The 16,128-nt window shown below is 67.5% G+C and carries 19 protein-coding genes and 3 pseudogenes; 9 read left to right on the top strand and 13 right to left on the bottom strand.

All coding sequences use genetic code 11. The annotated features are described in order from the left end of the window. Positions 1 to 10: 10 nt before the first annotated feature. The 5 genes from U9978_RS22600 to U9978_RS22620 all read right to left on the bottom strand — a co-directional run bounded on the left by U9978_RS22600 (position 11) and on the right by U9978_RS22620 (position 2,797). Positions 11 to 439: a type II toxin-antitoxin system VapC family toxin gene (locus U9978_RS22600; protein ID WP_322763161.1), complete on the bottom strand. Its 429-nt coding sequence runs from the start codon at positions 437 to 439 to the stop codon at positions 11 to 13. Next, entirely contained in the window at positions 436 to 696 is a 261-nt protein-coding gene (locus U9978_RS22605) for a hypothetical protein (protein WP_322752532.1), read from the bottom strand. The genes U9978_RS22600 and U9978_RS22605 overlap by 4 nt, the downstream gene beginning before the upstream one ends. Positions 697 to 832: 136 nt before the next feature. Then, positions 833 to 1,591, bottom strand: a complete 759-nt coding sequence (locus U9978_RS22610; RefSeq protein WP_322763162.1) for an SDR family oxidoreductase — start codon at positions 1,589 to 1,591, stop codon at positions 833 to 835. 31 nt (positions 1,592 to 1,622) lie between these two features. Beyond that, positions 1,623 to 2,651: a phosphotransferase family protein gene (locus U9978_RS22615; RefSeq protein ID WP_416211109.1), complete on the bottom strand. Its 1,029-nt coding sequence runs from the start codon at positions 2,649 to 2,651 to the stop codon at positions 1,623 to 1,625. Between the two features lie 2 nt (positions 2,652 to 2,653). After that, on the bottom strand, positions 2,654 to 2,797 hold the full coding sequence (locus U9978_RS22620; RefSeq protein ID WP_322763164.1) for a hypothetical protein: 144 nt from the start codon (positions 2,795 to 2,797) through the stop codon (positions 2,654 to 2,656). A gap of 317 nt (positions 2,798 to 3,114) precedes the next feature. On the opposite strand from U9978_RS22620, the gene U9978_RS22625 reads away from it, so the two are divergent. From U9978_RS22625 to U9978_RS22635, 3 genes are read left to right on the top strand one after another with little or no spacing between them, the layout of a single operon-like run. Continuing rightward, positions 3,115 to 3,525 (top strand): hypothetical protein, encoded by a 411-nt coding sequence (locus U9978_RS22625; protein WP_322763165.1) that lies wholly within the window; start codon positions 3,115 to 3,117, stop codon positions 3,523 to 3,525. A 2-nt stretch (positions 3,526 to 3,527) separates the two neighbouring features. Next, positions 3,528 to 4,508, top strand: coding sequence for an acyl-CoA dehydrogenase family protein (locus U9978_RS22630; RefSeq protein ID WP_322763178.1), 981 nt, complete (start codon positions 3,528 to 3,530; stop codon positions 4,506 to 4,508). After that, on the top strand, positions 4,505 to 5,401 hold the full coding sequence (locus tag U9978_RS22635; RefSeq protein ID WP_322763166.1) for an enoyl-CoA hydratase/isomerase family protein: 897 nt from the start codon (positions 4,505 to 4,507) through the stop codon (positions 5,399 to 5,401). The genes U9978_RS22630 and U9978_RS22635 overlap by 4 nt, the downstream gene beginning before the upstream one ends. A 65-nt stretch (positions 5,402 to 5,466) precedes the next feature. Here U9978_RS22635 and U9978_RS22640 read toward each other — a convergent pair whose 3' ends face one another. Together U9978_RS22640 and U9978_RS22645 are read right to left on the bottom strand one after the other, a co-directional pair. After that, on the bottom strand, positions 5,467 to 5,601 hold the full coding sequence (locus tag U9978_RS22640; protein WP_322763167.1) for a hypothetical protein: 135 nt from the start codon (positions 5,599 to 5,601) through the stop codon (positions 5,467 to 5,469). Positions 5,602 to 5,730: 129 nt separating this feature from the next. Beyond that, entirely contained in the window at positions 5,731 to 6,168 is a 438-nt protein-coding gene (locus U9978_RS22645; protein WP_322763168.1) for a MarR family winged helix-turn-helix transcriptional regulator, read from the bottom strand. 97 nt (positions 6,169 to 6,265) lie between these two features. On the opposite strand from U9978_RS22645, the gene U9978_RS22650 reads away from it, so the two are divergent. The 4 genes from U9978_RS22650 to U9978_RS22665 all read left to right on the top strand — a co-directional run bounded on the left by U9978_RS22650 (position 6,266) and on the right by U9978_RS22665 (position 8,815). Further along, positions 6,266 to 6,751: a hypothetical protein gene (locus tag U9978_RS22650; protein ID WP_322763169.1), complete on the top strand. Its 486-nt coding sequence runs from the start codon at positions 6,266 to 6,268 to the stop codon at positions 6,749 to 6,751. A 103-nt stretch (positions 6,752 to 6,854) separates the two neighbouring features. Then, complete coding sequence (locus tag U9978_RS22655; protein WP_322763170.1) at positions 6,855 to 7,535, top strand: class I SAM-dependent methyltransferase; 681 nt, start codon at positions 6,855 to 6,857, stop codon at positions 7,533 to 7,535. 43 nt (positions 7,536 to 7,578) lie between these two features. Then, positions 7,579 to 7,794, top strand: coding sequence for a hypothetical protein (locus U9978_RS22660; RefSeq protein ID WP_322763171.1), 216 nt, complete (start codon positions 7,579 to 7,581; stop codon positions 7,792 to 7,794). Between the two features lie 262 nt (positions 7,795 to 8,056). After that, complete coding sequence (locus U9978_RS22665; RefSeq protein ID WP_322763172.1) at positions 8,057 to 8,815, top strand: nitroreductase family protein; 759 nt, start codon at positions 8,057 to 8,059, stop codon at positions 8,813 to 8,815. Positions 8,816 to 9,098: 283 nt separating this feature from the next. Here U9978_RS22665 and U9978_RS22670 read toward each other — a convergent pair whose 3' ends face one another. Both U9978_RS22670 and U9978_RS22675 read right to left on the bottom strand, forming a co-directional pair. Next, positions 9,099 to 9,740 carry a CoA transferase subunit B gene (locus U9978_RS22670; RefSeq protein ID WP_322763173.1) on the bottom strand — a complete coding sequence of 214 codons (642 nt, stop codon included), beginning with the start codon at positions 9,738 to 9,740 and terminating at the stop codon, positions 9,099 to 9,101. Positions 9,741 to 9,795: 55 nt separating this feature from the next. After that, positions 9,796 to 10,542 carry a CoA transferase subunit A gene (locus U9978_RS22675; protein ID WP_322763174.1) on the bottom strand — a complete coding sequence of 249 codons (747 nt, stop codon included), beginning with the start codon at positions 10,540 to 10,542 and terminating at the stop codon, positions 9,796 to 9,798. A 512-nt stretch (positions 10,543 to 11,054) separates the two neighbouring features. Here U9978_RS22675 and U9978_RS22680 point away from each other — a divergent pair. Beyond that, a pseudogene (locus U9978_RS22680) lies at positions 11,055 to 11,273 on the top strand (thiolase C-terminal domain-containing protein); the annotation flags it as partial. 273 nt (positions 11,274 to 11,546) lie between these two features. On the opposite strand, the pseudogene U9978_RS22685 reads toward U9978_RS22680, so the two are convergent. From U9978_RS22685 to U9978_RS22695, 3 genes and pseudogenes are all read right to left on the bottom strand, one after another. Continuing rightward, positions 11,547 to 11,831, bottom strand: a pseudogene (locus U9978_RS22685) (methionine--tRNA ligase); the annotation flags it as partial. Between the two features lie 367 nt (positions 11,832 to 12,198). Then, positions 12,199 to 13,425, bottom strand: coding sequence for a CaiB/BaiF CoA transferase family protein (locus U9978_RS22690; RefSeq protein ID WP_416211107.1), 1,227 nt, complete (start codon positions 13,423 to 13,425; stop codon positions 12,199 to 12,201). Positions 13,426 to 13,491: 66 nt separating this feature from the next. After that, positions 13,492 to 13,785: pseudogene (locus U9978_RS22695) on the bottom strand (enoyl-CoA hydratase-related protein); the annotation flags it as partial. Positions 13,786 to 14,083: 298 nt separating this feature from the next. Between U9978_RS22695 and U9978_RS22700 the strand changes: the two are divergent. Continuing rightward, positions 14,084 to 14,758, top strand: a complete 675-nt coding sequence (locus tag U9978_RS22700; RefSeq protein ID WP_322763176.1) for a TetR/AcrR family transcriptional regulator — start codon at positions 14,084 to 14,086, stop codon at positions 14,756 to 14,758. Positions 14,759 to 14,951: 193 nt separating this feature from the next. On the opposite strand, the gene U9978_RS22705 is transcribed toward U9978_RS22700, so the two are convergent. Next, the gene (locus tag U9978_RS22705) at positions 14,952 to 15,833 is read right to left on the bottom strand and encodes an LLM class flavin-dependent oxidoreductase (RefSeq protein WP_322763177.1); all 882 of its coding nucleotides are present in this window, start codon (positions 15,831 to 15,833) and stop codon (positions 14,952 to 14,954) included. Positions 15,834 to 16,128 lie beyond the last annotated feature (295 nt).

Genomic DNA, 16,128 nt, shown 5'->3' on the forward strand with positions numbered 1-16,128 from the left:
TCGGGCGCTCTTATTGGAGGAGGTTGATCCATTTCAGATTGGGAAACCTGGCGAAGTCGGTATCGTTGGAATGCATTTCGCCCTGGTGCTCGATGGCATAGGCGGCTAGTTGGACATCGGTGGTCAGATTTCCCGCGGTGCCGATCTCCTTGAGGAGCTCGAGTGCGATGCGCAGGTGTTCAGGACCTGGCACGAGAAGGTCGATGTTGGGTTGCTCGAGCCAGCCGTGTACGTATTCGACGGCGTCATTGACAGCCAGGGGTGACTGGAGTACCCGAGCATTTGTAGCAATCCGCAGGAAGCCGAACACAGCGGGCTGGGTCAGGCCGACACGGGCGGGACTGTTGATTGTTTGTTCCCACCAAGCGTGCGCGCGAGGGTGTTGCGGGAAGCCGGAGATCACCGCGTAGAGCAGCAGGTTGACGTCAGGAACGATCATGAGCCGTGCGGTGCGTTGTCGAGGATCGCCTCGTCTTCCAGCTCGTCGGCCAGCCCGTTGAACCCGGATGGATCGAAGCCCGGCCGCACAGCCGACTCATGCGGCGTCAGGTGGTACGGCTCTTGCCGAGCGACGCGTAGCGCCAAGGCGCGTCGCAGTGCGTCGTTGACGATCTGCTTCATCGGGCGATGTTCGCGATGGACAGCCTCCTCGACCAGCCGGGCAACATCATCATCGAGAGTCAAGGTGGTCCGCATGTAAGGCATCATGATGTCTTTAATTTGATGCGTCAAGATGCTTCCATGCTCTTGCGAGGTTCCAGAATCCCGATTCGGGGGTAAATTGCGCTTTTATCCGCTGCGAGATCGACCATCTGGTGATCGTGCGTGCCGGTCAGGCCCGGTGGAGCTGCTCCCCCGGCCGGGTGACGACGATCTCCGGGACGACCGCGTGTGCGGACAGCCGGGTGACCGACATGACGAGTTCGGCGATGTCCGCAGTTGCGATCATGGAAGTGGGGTCGAGCTGCTCGCGCATCCAGGCCGTCATGTCGGTGTCGACGTAGCCGGGGCAGATCGCGGTGGCCGACACTCCCGCGCCGGAGACCTCCGCGTTGATCGACCGACACAGCGAGGCGAGCGCGGCCTTCGTTGCTCCATAGGCCGCCAGCGCCGGCTCCGCGTACACACCCGTGATCGACGACAGGGCTATGATCTTCACACCGCGGGCGGGATGGTCACGGGCCGTCGTCCGCATCACCGGCAACAGCGCCTGGACGAGCACATACGGTGCCCGGACGTTGACCGCGAACTGGCGATCGAACCGGTGCAGCGGCGCAGTGTCGAGGGGCGCGGCGTAGCCGATACCGGCTGACATCACCAGCACGTCGAGCCGGTCGTATGCCTCGACGTGTGCCGCGGCAAGGTCCGTTACGTCCTGCTCGACGGCCATGTCGGCGCGGTGCGGGCGTATCACGGCGCCGGCCGTCGAGAGATCCGCGGCAACGTCGGCGAGCCCGGCGGCGTTCCGCGCGGAGATCGTGAGGTCATAACCGGCCGCGGCGAGCGACCGGGCGATCGTCAGGCCGATGCCGCGCGATGCCCCGGTGACGAGCCCGACGGGGCGGGGGGAGCCGGTCACCCTGACGCTCACTGCTCGCTCCCCGCATGGCAGGGAGAGCTGGTCACTGCACAGCCGATCGACCGCTGATCGCTTCCAGGCCGGCGGCGGCCAGCGCCGGGACCGCGCTGCCGGCCGAGCCGAAGCCCTCACCCACGGTGACACCGCTGGCGTGGCGGGCATGGATACCCTCGGCGATGACGGCGCTCTTGAAGTAACCCAGCGCCAGGTAGAAGCTGAGTTGGTTCAGGTCCCGCCCGGATGCGGTGGCGTACCGGTCGGCGAGTGCGGACGCGCCGGGCATCCGATCGCTGACCGAGGCGGCCGATCCGCCGACCACCGGTTCGAACAGTGGGTCGCGGTAGACCAGATGCAGGCCGAGGTCGGCGAGCGGGTCACCGAGGGTGGCCATCTCCCAGTCCACGACCGCGCGCACTACGCTGACGTCGGCCGCGTCGAAGATGACGTTGTCGATCCGAAGGTCGCCGTGGACGATCGACGCACCGGACTCCGGTGGGGTCGCATCCCTCAGTCGTTCGTAGAGCCGGTCCACGTCGGCCAGCTGCCGGCTGGCGACCTGCCGCCACTGGTCGTACCAGCGGCGCACCTGCCGGCCGAGGTACCCCTGTGGTTTCCCGAAGCGACCGAGCCCGACCTGCTCGTAGGGCACGGCATGCAACGCCGTGAGGACGTCGACCAGGGCATAGGCAGCGGCGTCAACCTCATGCTGGCCGTAGCCCGCCAGGTCCTCCTGGGTACGGATGACCGTTCCCTCGACGTAGGAGACAATGCCGAACGGAGCGCCGATCACGTCGACGTCCTCGCACAGCGCCACGGAGCGGGCGACGGGAAGGCCGCTGCCCTGTAACGCCTCGACGATCCGGTACTCCCGGCCGATGTCGTGTGCGGACGGGGTGAGGCCGCCGAGCGGTGGCCGGCGCAGCACCCAACGTATGTTGCCGTCGGTCAACCGGTAGGTCAGGTTGGACCGGCCGCCGGACAGCAACTCGGCCCGGATCGGCCCGGTCGCCTCGGGCACCCGGGTGTCGAAGAACGTCTGGAGCCGGGGCAGGTCCAGGCCGGGCGGCGAGATGGTCACGTCAGGTCCGTGACAGCGTCGAGGTTCTGCCGCACGACGCGGTGCCGTTTCTCCTTCGGCACGGCCTGCGCCCGGACGAATTCGGCGGTCCGCCGCGCCAGCTCCGCCACCTCCGGGTTCTGGCGCAGATCAACCGACACGAAGCAGCTCCGTCCTCGTGCATCGTCGTGGGTCCAGCGCTGATCTCGGCGGCAGGTGCCCGCCCTGCCTTACTGGATAGTGCACATTAGCCGCCCGGTCGGGCCTGGAGCCAGCGGTGTCGATGACGCCCGCTGTGCTCGCCAGGTTCACGCACTCGATGCCGCCGGACCCCGGGTCCCGAATTTCTGGCGTCTCGAACAGTAATACGTTTGGCTGGCTACCGACAGGGGTGGCCGTGGACGACCTACCGGGGGCGACGAGATACCGACGTCGGATGCCGTGACCGACCGGCGTACAGCCAGGAAGGTATGGACGCATGACTGACGCATACGCCGAGCAGCTGCGGCGACGGCTCGCCGACCTTGCAAGGGCGGTCGAGGTGTCTGACGACATCGCCTGCGCGGACCTCGGCCGGGCGTACCTGGCTCACCTGGCGTTGCGGGTGAAAACAGCCGGGACCTTGGCCCGCCTGGCCATGAACGAGACACCCGGTCCGGAGGTGTCGGTCGACAAGGTACTGCTCGCGACGGCCGAACAGACCGTCCTGGACGCCGGCCGCCGCATCCACCTGCCGAGCTTCTCCTTCGGCGCTTCCACGGGCGCGCAGGTCCTGCGGTCCGACTGGTTCTACACCCGGGCCGCGTCGATCTACGGCGGATCGGCCGAGGTGCAGCGCTCGATCCTCGCCGACCATGTGCTGCGGCTACCCAGGGAGGCGAAGGCGTGACGATGGACGCGGACACCCTGGCGGAGCTGCGCCTGACGCTTCGGGAGGTCTTCGCCAGCGCTTCGACGGCGGCCGAGGCGTCCAGAGCGCTGGCCGAACTCGGCTGGGAGGAGGCCGCCGGAGCCGATCCGGTCGCCACGACCGTAGCGCTGTTCGAGGAGCAGGGCCGGGCACTCGGCCGGTCGCGGGCGCTGGACGACCTCGTCCTCGCCGAGCTCACCGGGCTGCTCCCCGCCCCCACCGGACCCCGGGTGGTGGCGTTGCCGTACCCAGCGGGGGGAGGCGAACCGGGTCCTCAGCCGGGTGGGATCGTGCTCGGCGGCCTCGACGACGTGACCGACATCGTGCTGCCGATACGTGCTGGCAGTGGGGTTGGACTGATCGTGCTGCCGCCGGCCGCCCTGAAGGCTGCACCCCTCACCGGCCTTGATCCAGATGCAGGTTGGATCGAGGTGACCGCTGTGCCCGATTCGGTGAGCATCGCCGATATGGCCGCCACTGCTCCGGGTGCGGTGGGGGACGCCGGGCCGGCGTGGGATGCCGCCGTTACCGCGGCCCGCCGGGCACTCGCCGCGGAACTCGTCGGTGTGGGTTGGGCGATGCTCGCGCTCGCCGTCACCCATGTGACCGATCGCCACCAGTTCGGCCGTCCTATCGGGAGTTTCCAGGCGGTCCGGCACCGCCTGGCCGAGGCCCATGTCGGGCTGACCGCTGCGGCTGAGCTCGTCGGCTACGCCTGGCGGATCGGCGACGCGCGCTCGGCTGCCGCGGCCAAGGCCGTCGCCGGGCGTGCTGCCGACGACACCGCCCGCCAGGCTCTGCAGGTATGCGGCGCGATGGGACTGACGTGGGAACACCCCCTGCATCGCCACGCGCGCCGCGCCGGCGTCCTCGATCCTCTGCTGGGTGGCGCCGCCTATCTCGAACGCGAGCTTGGGCGGGAAGCCGCCGCCAACGGGGTAAGCATGGAGGCGGTTCTGTGAGCGGTGGGTCTGTAAGCAGCGGTTCTGTAAGCAGCGGTTCTGTCAGCGGCACCGGTTCGGGCCACGCCCCGACTTCCTCCGACCCGGCTCCATCCGACGGGCCCGTGCTGTGGGAGGACGTCGGTGACGGCGTCGTCCGGGTGCTGCTGAACCGTCCGCAGCGGCTGAACGCCTACACACCGGCGCTGTGCCGGCAACTCCGCGAGGCCCTGGACCGCTATGACCGGGACGACACTTTGCGCGCCCTGATCCTGACCGGGACAGGCCGCGGCTTCTGCGCGGGTGGCGACATCGGCGGCGACGATCCCGAACAACAACGCGAACTCACCGGACAGTTGGGCCGGGCGCAGAACCTCAAGCATGACTTCCACGCCCTTGCGCTCGACCTGCTCCGGCTGGACAAGCCGGTCATCGCCGCGGTGAACGGCGCCGCCGTGGCCGGGGGTCTCACGCTTGCGCTGCTGTGTGACATCCGTGTTGCCGCGGCGAGCGCGCGGCTCGGCGACACCAGCGGCCGCGTCGGCCTCCTGCCCGACGAGGGCGGAGCGTGGCTCTTCCCGCGGGTGATGGGGTACGACAACGCCCTGCGCATGATTGCCCTGCACGAGGTGTACGACGCCGCTCGGGCGCTGGAGCTCAACCTCGTCACCGAGGTTGTGGCGGACGACGCTCTCGCGGATCACACCCTGGCGCTGGCCCGCCGTTTCGCGGCCCAGGCGCCGTTGACGGTCCGTGTCACCAAGCGACTGCTCCGCGACGCGCTTTCCAGCGGATTCGAACAGTCCCTGTCCAACGCGGCCATGGCGGTTATGGTCGTGAATACCAGCGAGGACGCCACCGAAGGCATTCAAGCCTTCCGGGAAAAACGACCGCCACATTTCATCGGGCGTTGACAGGACGTCGCACGAATCGATTGGAGTGCGCAGGACCGCTCGGGCACTCCGGTCTTTGACCGGCTTCACATGGCCGTGATGAGGACGATCAACGCGATCACGCGGTAGCCGATTGCCATGGCGGTTGTGAAGGCGTCGGTTGCCTGCGCATGGACGGTGCCGGACAGCTTCGGCAGCGCGAGGTTGATCGCGGCAATCATCGCGCCCACCACAACGGCACACGACGGCATCAGCGCAGGCATCGGCCCAGACGGCGCAAAGCGCGCCACGTCCGTACATAGCCTCACCGGGCAGGGGTTCCCAAACTCTACCGGAGGCAAAATCTCGGGTCAGCTCCTGGCGAGGCGACCCGCGAAATCGGCGACGACGGCGAGCTGCTCGTCGTCGTACCCGCTGAGCAGGTCGAGGAGGAACGCGCCCTTCGGCGCGTAGAGCGGGCCCATGTCCTGCTCCACGCGCTCCTCGTTCCGGGAGACGATGACCTTGCGTCGGTCGTCGGAGGCCCGGTCACGCCGGACGTAGCCGGCCCGTTCCAGCCGGTCCAGCACACCGGTGACCGTACCGGTGGTCAGGCCGCTCAGCTCGGCCAGCCGACCGGGCGTGAGCGGGCCGTGGACCTGCAAGAGAGTCAGGAACTGGCTGTCGCTGGGCCCCAGCCCGATCTTCTCGGCCACCTCGTGGCTGTAGAGAACCGCCCCGGCGATCATCCGCACGATGGCATCGACGATCCCCGCTTCCACCTGCGTACGCGCCGGAGCTGTGGACATGGTCTCTCATCTCCTCTAATATCTCGTCTAGCCAAGATGTTCATATTTTCGAGACACTTGGCCAACCAAGTAAGTCTCTCACCCCGAGGAGATCGTGATGGCAGCCGCCACACTCGACCAACCCACCCGCATCCAGGCGAACCACGCCGCGGTGAAGAAGCTCGGTACCTGGACCACCGCCCGTACGTTCGAGGTACGGGCCCGCCGCGGCAGCGCCGTGGTGGACCTGCGCTCGCCACACATCCCGGCCGGCGACATCGAGGTCCGGGTCGACCTCGACCGGGCCATGCTCAAACTGCTGGTGCCCGATGGGGCGATCATCGACCAGTGGGATCTGAAGGTCGCCGGACGCGGCAAGGTGAAGGACGCCTACGGCCACGGCGTACCCGGCGGCCGGTTGATCCGGATCGTCGGACAGATCACCCAGGGCGAGATCCGCGTCCACCGCGGCGGCATCGCCGTACTGTCGGCGATCTTCTCCCGGGAGTTCCTCGCCGACGCGCGCCGCGCACGCAAGGAGGGCGGCGTACCGACCGTCGCCGACCCGGAGCACGCGGAGCACGCGCAGCACGCGCAGTCATGACGGCGACCCGCACCGAGCCGTGCCCGGGTCGTCCGCAGCGTCGATCGACCTTGGGCGTGATGGCGTGAGGGACGGTCACCGGAAGCGCTTCAGGGTGCCGGAGATGGAGGGCGCGACCGCGCGGTGGTACGCGCGGCTGCGCCGCTCCGGGAGCCAACCCGAGACGTACCGGAAGCAGGCCGCACAGCTCACCGCCGACCTGCCGAGCGGCGCCGACGTGCTGGAGGTGGCGCCAGGCCCCGGATACCTGGCCATCGAGATGGCGCGAGCCGGCCGGTTTCACGTCACCGGCCTGGACATCAGCGCTACGTTCGTCGAGATCGCCGGCGAGAATGCCCGACAGGCGGCGGTGAGCGTCGAGTTCCGCCACGGCGACGTGGCCGGCATGCCGTTCGACGGCGAATCCTTCGACCTGGTCGTCTGTCAGGCGGCATTCAAGAACTTCACGCAGCCCGCCGACGCCCTCGACGAGATGCACCGGGTTCTGCGCAGCGGTGGGACCGCGGTGATCCAGGACATGAACAAGGCTGCGTCCGGTGCCGATGTCGACAGGGAGGTGCAGGCGATGCGGCTGGGTCGGTGGAACGCGTTCGCGACGAGACGGGCGTTCGCCATGCTCCGACGCCGCGCCTACTCCCCGGCCCAGTTCGAGAGCCTGGCCGCCGGCAGCGCCTTTGCCACGCATGACGTCCGGACGGACGGGATGAGCCTGGAAGTGCGGCTGACGAAGAGGGCGACGGCAGAGAACCGCGCGACACGGCCCTCGGGCCGGCCCGCGGACTGAGCTGCGACCTGAACCGCAGCCGCGGTGAGGCGGCCCCACCCGCATGAGAACCCAGCTCCACCGCCTTGACGCCGGCCGCCAGCGGCTGAGCCTCGACGGACGTGGGCAGGCCCGACACCCGCCCTCGGCGGTGTCGGGGGTCATCGTCCTCACCCCGCCCGTCGGCCCTACGCCGAGCAAGGCGTGCCGCGCCGGACGGCCGTCTCAACCCGAACGCGAGATCTACATCGAGACGATCCAAGGCACCCAACAGGACTGACAACAGGACTGACGAGATCAAGGAGGGGCGAGATGGTGGACACTCAGCACAGGTCGACGTGCGATAGGACGATAGGACGTCGTTATGTTCGGTGTCGCAAGCGAGCGGAGGGGTGACATGACGAGGACGGAAGACGGGGGTGTCTACTAGTACGGGCATTGTGTAGTACGGGCATTCTGGCCCCGGACAGCTTCGGACGGACCCGAGAATCAGCACAACAGGAGGAGCCGGATGCCCGAACAGCAGCCGAGGTTCCGGGGCGATGATGTGTGCTGAGAGCTCTGACAGTGCCCACGACCTCGGGGCGACCGCGCTTCCGCCGGACACCGTAGGCCTGTTGGCAGGCATGGTGACGACTCGGGCGATCCGCCGCTACCGCGCCGAACCGATTGCGCCCGATGCGCTGCGCGCCATCCTCTTCGCCGCCACCCGAGCTCCCAGCGGCTCCAATCGGCAACCGTTCCGTTTCCTCGTCCTGACAGACGGCCCGAAGGCTAGGGCGGCGAAGAAACTGATCGGCGACGGCGCCCGGCGGGCCTGGGGTGCCAAACGCGAAACGGACCGTTACAACACCGGGTCCGGAGCAGTGGAGGACTCCCCCAAGGCTCGCATGGCACGGACGATGCAGCAGTTCGTCGACGAATTCGAACGGGTACCCGTGCTGATCCTGCCGTGTCTGGTCCGCTACCGCGAACCGACGCCCAGCGAGGGCGCATCCGTGTACCCAGCGTGCCAGAACCTGCTGCTCGCGGCCCGCGCTCTCGGGTACGGCGGCGCCTTCACCGGCTGGAACGCTGTCGTCGACACGGAACTGCGGGAGCTGCTCGGCATTCCTGCGAACACGTCCATCGCCGGCACCATCACCTTAGGTAAGCCTGCCGGCCGGCACGGTCCGGTGCGTCGGCGGCCGATGTCGGAGCTCGTATACGAGGAGAGATGGGGAGAGTCTCCGGACTGGGCCGTCGACCCACCCGGCACCGCGTTCACCTCCGCCGGGCCGCCGCAGCGGAGCGACCTGTAAGGGATCGAGGCATTCGCCCGCTCGCGGATCGAACGCCGTTATTCAGCGGCATCCTAGCCCGAGTTTCCAAAGATCTTGGCCTCTTCGAAGCGTTTTCGCTGGTCAGAAAGATTTTGATCTTAATTGGGTGTATTACCCACGTCAGCGCTGGGGCGCGTAGCGCTCCAGCGCGAACAGGTCGTAGAGCTGCCGCTGGACCGGGTTCATCCGGGTGACCATCTGCCGGACGCGGGGCCGGCCGCGCTCGCTGACCACTGAGGGTCTATCCGATCGAACGATCCGGTCAGTTGAGAACGACCTTGATTTCCGGTGTCGTAGCCGCGCGGACGTCGTCCACGGTTACCCCGGGTGCGGTCTCCCGCAGGATCAGACCGACACCGGGCTCGACGTCGACAACCGCCAGGTCGGTGATGATGCGGTGCACACAGGCCTGGCCGGTCAGCGGCAGCGTGCACTCGTCAAGGATCTTGTGGCTGCCATCCCGAGCCACGTGTTCCATCATCACGATGACGTGCCTGGCGCCGTGGACCAGGTCCATCGCGCCGCCCATGCCCTTCACCATCTTCCCGGGGATCATCCAGTTGGCCAGATCGCCGGCGGCGGATACCTGCATGGCGCCGAGCACCGCGACGTCGACGTGCCCTCCGCGGATCATTCCGAACGATGCCGCAGAGTCGAAGAACGACGCCCCTGGCAGCACCGTGACCGTCTCCTTGCCCGCGTTGATCAGGTCCGGATCGATGGCGTCCTCGGTCGGGTAGGGCCCCACACCGAGAATCCCGTTCTCGCTGTGCAGGACGACCGTGACACCGGCCGGGAGATAGTTCGGTACCAGCGTCGGCAAGCCAATACCCAGATTGACGTACTGGCCGTCGACGAGCTCCCGCGCCACCCGTGCGGCGAGCTCTACCCGCGTCAGTGCCATTCTTCCCGTCCCTCCGTCGCAGCATCCACGCGCCGCGGCGCGGAGGCCCCCGCGCTCACTGCGTCACCGTCTTCTTCTCAATCTGCTTCTCGCGGTGGGGGACACAGACGACATGCTGCACGAAGATGCCAGGGGTGTGGACCTCGGCCGGGTCCAGCTCACCCGGTTCGACGAGCTCCTCCACCTCGGCGATCGTCACCGTGCCCGCGGCGGCACACAACGGATTGAAGTTCGCAGCGCTCGCCCGGTAGACAAGGTTGCCGTGCCGGTCGCCCTTCCACGCATGGACCAACCCGAAATCACAGACGATCGCCCGCTCCAGCACATAGCGAACCCCGTCGAACTCCCGGATCTCTTTCGGCGGCGAGGCAAGCGCGACGCCACCGGCCCCGTCATACCGCAACGGCAGACCGCCGTCGGCGACCTGGGTTCCCACCCCTGCCGGGGTGTAAAAAGCCGGGATCCCCGCCCCGCCGGCCCGCAGCCGCTCGGCCAGCGTCCCCTGGGGAACGAGTTCGACCTCCAGCTCCCCGCCGAGGAACTGCCGCTCGAACTCTTTGTTCTCACCGACATAGGACCCGGTCGTGCGACGGATGCGGCCGGCTCGCAAAAGAACCCCCAGCCCCCAGCGGTCGACCCCACAGTTGTTGCTGACCGTCTCAAGATTGGTGATGCCCGCATTCATCAATGCCTCGATCAGCGTGCTCGGGACGCCACACAGACCGAACCCGCCCACCGCCAACGATGCTCCGTCGCCGATGCCGGAGACCGCCTCAGCCGCACTCGCAACCACTTTGTCCACCGTTCGCGCACCCCTCCTCGCACCACGGTTACGATCACGAACACTTCCCGGCAGCCCTGAGTTGTCAGCTGTTGCCGGACGCTCTTAGTCAGATAGTCAGATAGTCAGATAGTCAGGAATTAATCACTATGTGATGGTGAGAAGCATGGCCGTCGTTCATGATACACATCGGTCGCTCTGGAACTGTTCGATCCAGAGGATCTTGCCCTGGCGCCGATAGCGGCTGCCCCCGCGTTTCGTGAGCTGGGCTACGAGGAACGATGACCGGACAGCGCAGGGAGCCACGATCGCCATGACCAGGGATGAACGGGACGTCTGGGACGGGGTTGCCATGGGCGGCGGGGACGTTCGGTACGACGGCCGGCACGGCTGAGAGATCGGAAGGCTCATGACCATCCGGGCCGAGGCCCTGCGCCAGCACCTTGAAGTGGAGATTGTTTACCTCGAAGCTGCCGGCGCCTGCTGGCCATGGCCTTCAGCACCTTCAGCGTAGAGCCCGAACACGAGGTTGCGCCACGGAGATTGGTGGGCGCATTCCGGTCAACACCGACGGCGGTTTGATCGCCAATGGTGAACCCATCGGGGCGTCGGGCCTGCGTCAGATTCACGAGTTGGTCCTGCAGCTGCGCGGGAATGCGGGCGATCGGCAGGTACCAGAAAACCCGCGAGTGGGTTACGGCCAACTGTACAGCGCACCCGGCACGGCTGGTGTGTCGATTCTGACTATCTGACGGCTCTGCTTACCTGATAATTTTTATTACCTATTGCCCCATTTCATGGGCCTCGCAGGTCGCGGGCGTGTCGTTCCTCGTTGATCTCACCGTCTCGCCGTAATAAATCTTCCGGCGGGCGGTTCCCGGATCGAACGCCGGAACAGCAACGGCCCGGGGTCGGTACTCCCACAGCAACCCCGGGTCCTGATTCCCCACCCGGCGGACACAGGAGAACGAAAATCGACAGCTGCCGTCCCCAAACAGAATTTTGATCTCCGTTGAAATAGAAGATCACAGCATTTTCCTTGCTTCCAGACGGGGGAAGACCGGTAGCGGCTCGGCAACGGTCTGGCCGTTGTCACCGCACTGTCGGGCGATGCGGTGAGCAGCTTCAGGAAGGAAGGGTTCCAGCTGCACTGCCAACACTCGACATGTTTCAACGAGTTCGCCGAGCGCTGCATCAAGCGGTTGCGATGATGTGCCATCCTTGCGTTCGTCTTTCGCCAGCGTCCATGGTGCGACGGCTTCGACGTAGCGGTTTCCCTGATCGCCGAGGCGTATGATTGTTTCGGTGGCGCGACGAAAGTCAGCGGTCTACCGTTGACATACGGAATTGCTGTCGTCACAAAGTAGCGACCCATCACGGCCCTTCTGCCCCGCCGGTCGCCGCTTCGGGTTGAGGAGGCTCCGGGTCGGGGGCCTCCTCGTCAGTCGGTCAGGACATGCAGAGAAGGCCGGAGACCATCATCATCCGGCTACGCATCGCCATCGTGACGGCGGATGTCCTCAGCACGAGCGGGGTTATACACGAGATGTCGGCCCGGCTGGCTCACGGAGCTGCGAGCTGGGCCGACGCCGTCCCGTAGGGTCAGACTGAAACGATCACCCGTTCCGCCTCGGCCGCTGCGGCGCGCGCTCGCGCACGCACCGCACGCACAGGGGGTCAGATGACCCCGTCGCGCCGCCATGCCTCGATCTCGGCGGGCTCGTAGCCCAGCTCGGCAAGCACAGCGTCGGTGTGCTCGCCGAGCGCGGGCACAGCGTCCATCGGCGGCGACCATTCGGCTGCGACCGGCGGCGGCAGCAGCGCGCGCACGACCCCGGTCGGCGTCGTCACGTCGCGCCAGCGCCCGCGGGCGGCCAGGTGCGGATGGTCCAGCACGTCCTGGACACCGTTGAGGCGCGCGTTGCCGAGCCCGGCCGCGTCCAGGATCTCCTGGGCCTCCTTGAGAGTGACGCCCTTGGCCCATGTGCCGATCACCTCGTCGAGCTGGGACCGCTCGCGGACCCGGTCGGCGTTGCCGGCGAAGGCCGGGTCGTCGGCGAGGTCCGGCCGGCCGAGCACCGAGCGGGCCAGCCGTTGCCACTCGCCGTCGTTGGTGGTCCCGAGCACGGCCGTCTGCCCGTCGGCCGTCACATAGGCGCCGTAGGGCGCCACAGCTGGCGAGCCCACCCCGACCGGGTCCTGCTCGATGCCGGTGCCCATCGTGAAGTTCAACGGGTAACCCATCCACTCGGCGACCACGTCGAACATGCTGACCGAGATCGCCGAGCCGCGCCCGGTCGCCGCCCGGGCGTAGAGCGCGGCGAGCACCGAGGTCAGGGCGTACATCCCGACGCCGAGGTCGGCCAGGGGGATCCCGGCCTTGGCCGGCCGGCCCGGCTCGCCGGTGACCGCGCACGATCCGGCTTCGGACTGCACCAGCAGGTCGTAGGCCCGCTTGTGGGACAGCGGACCGCCCTCGCCGTAGCCGGAGATGTCGACCGCGATCAGGCGGGGATGCCGGGCGCAGGCATGTTCGGCGTCGAGCCCACGCCGGCTTGCCGCACCGGGGGCGAGGTTCTGGATGAGGACGTCAGCCCGGCTCAGCAGCCGCTCCAGCACGGCCGCGCCACGTGGGTCGGCCAGGTTGAGGCTCAGCGACTCCTTGCCCCGATTGACCCAGACGAAGTGGGCGGCCATGCCGGCCTGCGCGCCGTCGTAGTGCCGGGCGAAGTCACCGCCGCGCGGGTTCTCGACCTTCACCACCCGCGCTCCCATGTCGGCGAGGTGGCGGGTGGCGATCGGAGCCGAGACGACCTGCTCGAGCCCGACCACCAGCAGCCCCGCCAGGGGTCGCGGCCCGCCGCCATCTGGTCCCGGGGAGCCTGGCCGCTGCGGCACCGTCATTCCTCCTTCGTAGCGCGCCCGGCAATAGGGACGCGGCGTCGCGGACGTTCTCGTTCACTTGTGGACCTACTGCATCTTTGCCTTCATCTCGTCCAGCCGCATCAGAACCGGGTAACCGTTGACGCTCAGGGCGTTGCCGTGCCCGGTCTGGTGAATGTCGAAGACCGACTGGATCGCGACGTAGAAGCCCTGCAGGTCCATGGTCTGGTTGACCGCACGTTTGGCCTGGCACAGCCCGAACGACGGCATCGTGGCGATGTGCTCGGCAAGCGCCCTGGTCTCGGCGTCCAGCCGGTCACGGGGCACCACCTTGTTGACCATGCAGACTGTCGCGGCCTCCGCCGCGGTCAACGGGCGGCCACGGAGAGGGCCGCGACGTCCTGCTCGCTGCGGGCGGCGGGCGCGAGTGCCGCGGAGCCGAGCAGACGCAGGGCCTGGGCGTCCATCGAACGCCGAACCGGACAGCGCCTCACCTGGGCTGAACGGCACCACGATCTCAGGGTCGGTCTGGGAGTTCCACGTCACGAACGGCCCTCGCTCGCTAGCATTCCGAGCGAACTGGTGCGAGAATACCATTCTCTGAGAATAAAAGTAAGAGTCTCCTCATAATTCAGCGGATGCGGTGGGCCAACCAATATCGTGCAGTAAGATTCTGCACATGGCGCAGAAGACGGAGCTGCCCGTGATCATGCCAAGCGAAGAACCAGCCTGGAAGCAGCGCGCAGTCGAGCGCTCCACCAAGGCCGCGAAGCTCCGGGCCGAGCGGACGGTGATGCGGTTCCTCGACGCCGCCCACCTTATCATCACGGAGAAGGGCGGTACCGACTTCACCGTGCAGGAGGTCGTCGACCGGTCCCGCCAATCGCTGCGCAGCTTCTACCAGCACTTCGGCGGCAAGCATGAGCTACTGCTCGCCCTGTTCGAAGACGCCCTGCGTCGGGGGACCGACCAGATCCGCGCGGCCGCGTATGACCAGTCCGATCCCCTGGACCAGCTGAAGGTCGCCGTCCACCTGCTGTTCGAACTCTCCCGGCCCGACCCGACCGCACAGCGTCCGCTGTTCAGCGATTTCGCCCCGCAGTTGCTGATCTCCCATCCTGCCGAAGTGAAGGTCGCCCACGCGCCGATGCTCGCGCTGTTCACCGAAATGATGTCGCACGCCGAGGCCGCCGGGCACCTGCGCTCCAGCCTCAAGCCCCGCCGCGCGGCCGCGCTCACGATGGAGACGGTCATGTTCGTCGCCCGGTCCAGCGGCGTCGCCGACGAGAACCCCCATCCCATCACCGCCGACGAGGTGTGGGATTTCTGCGCCGCGGGATTCGCCAAAAACTAGGTCATCGACGGGTCGGTAGCAGCGGTCCCGGAATGCCGGCGGATGGTCAGTGCCGGAACGATCGCTCTGTAAGAGGGTGGGCGAGGTTATCCGCCTCGACGGCGCGCTGCGATTCCCACCGAAATAAGAGCGTCTTCCGCACCCCTCCGCACCGCACATGTGCCGCGCGGAGGCGTGGAAGGCGTGGAATGCCTCAGCGCAGCGCCGCGATGACCTCACCGAATATTTCCAGCGTCGGCGTCGGGGCGAAATCGGTGAACCAGGTGTAGAAGCGCTCCACACCGCGGTCGGCAAGCGCGCGGAAATGAGTTGTCAGCTCGCGAACATTCCCGACGACCATCCCAGCCTCGCCGGCCATCGGGCCGAATCGGCGCAGCGCGGTGGCGACCGTCGCCGTCCGCTCCGCTTCCGTCGAGATGACGGTGACGAGCTGCTGAACGGAGACCCGGGCCTTGCCTGCCCGCGGCCGCAACCGGTCGAGGTGCTCAAGGGCGGTCATGGGTAGATTCCACCAGTCGGCGTAGGTGGCCACCAGGTCGAGCGTGCGAAGCCCCGTTCCGCCGATCACGATCGGGATGTGTCGCAGCGGGGTCGGGCGAGGGCGGACATCGCGGAGCGTGTGGTAGATCCCCTGGTAATTCACCGTTTCGCCGGACCACAGCCGCTGCAGGACCTCCAGGGTCTCGGCCAACCGGGCGACGCGCACCCGCGGCGCGACGTCACCGACGCCGTATGCCTCGATCTCATCGGGCACGGAACCCCAGCCCAGCCCCAGCTCGAAACGGCCCCCGGACGCATGGTCGAGGGTGACCGCCTGCTTGGCCAGCAGCGCTGGATGCCGAAACGCATCGCAGAGCACCAGGTGACCCACGGCGAGCCGCTCCGTGCGGGCGGCCAGCCAGGTGGCGGACACGATCGCTTCGAACATCGGCGCGTCCAGCGCACCGGGCGGGGCGAGATGGTCCATCAGCGCGATGCCGGTGAAACCGGTGCGTTCCGCGGCACCCGCACGCTCGACGATGCCCTCCATCGACATCCGCAGCTGGGGTAGGTAGAGGTGACATTCGACTGCCATGGCGCTCCCGGTTTCTGGACGGGTGATTCCAAATGATCAACATGTGCCGGACGGCGGCGGCCATGGCAACGATCCTCGGCGGTCCGGTGCAGCGGTGCAGCGGTGCAGCCGCTGACCCGAGGCGACGCTTAGAGCGACCGGCAATAGGGGGCGCGGCGTCGTGGTGCTGGGGCACGCACCTCGCATCGTTGTCGTCGGTCGACACCCGACACCAGGGTGCCTTCCTCCTCCGCCTCGCGATCTACGTGCCCCAGCACCGCTCCTTGATCCACTCCCCTATTGCCGGGCGCTCTTA

Origin of the sequence: Protofrankia sp. Cr2 (assembly GCF_963555885.1) — a bacterium.
Lineage (GTDB): Bacteria > Actinomycetota > Actinomycetes > Frankiales > Frankiaceae > Protofrankia.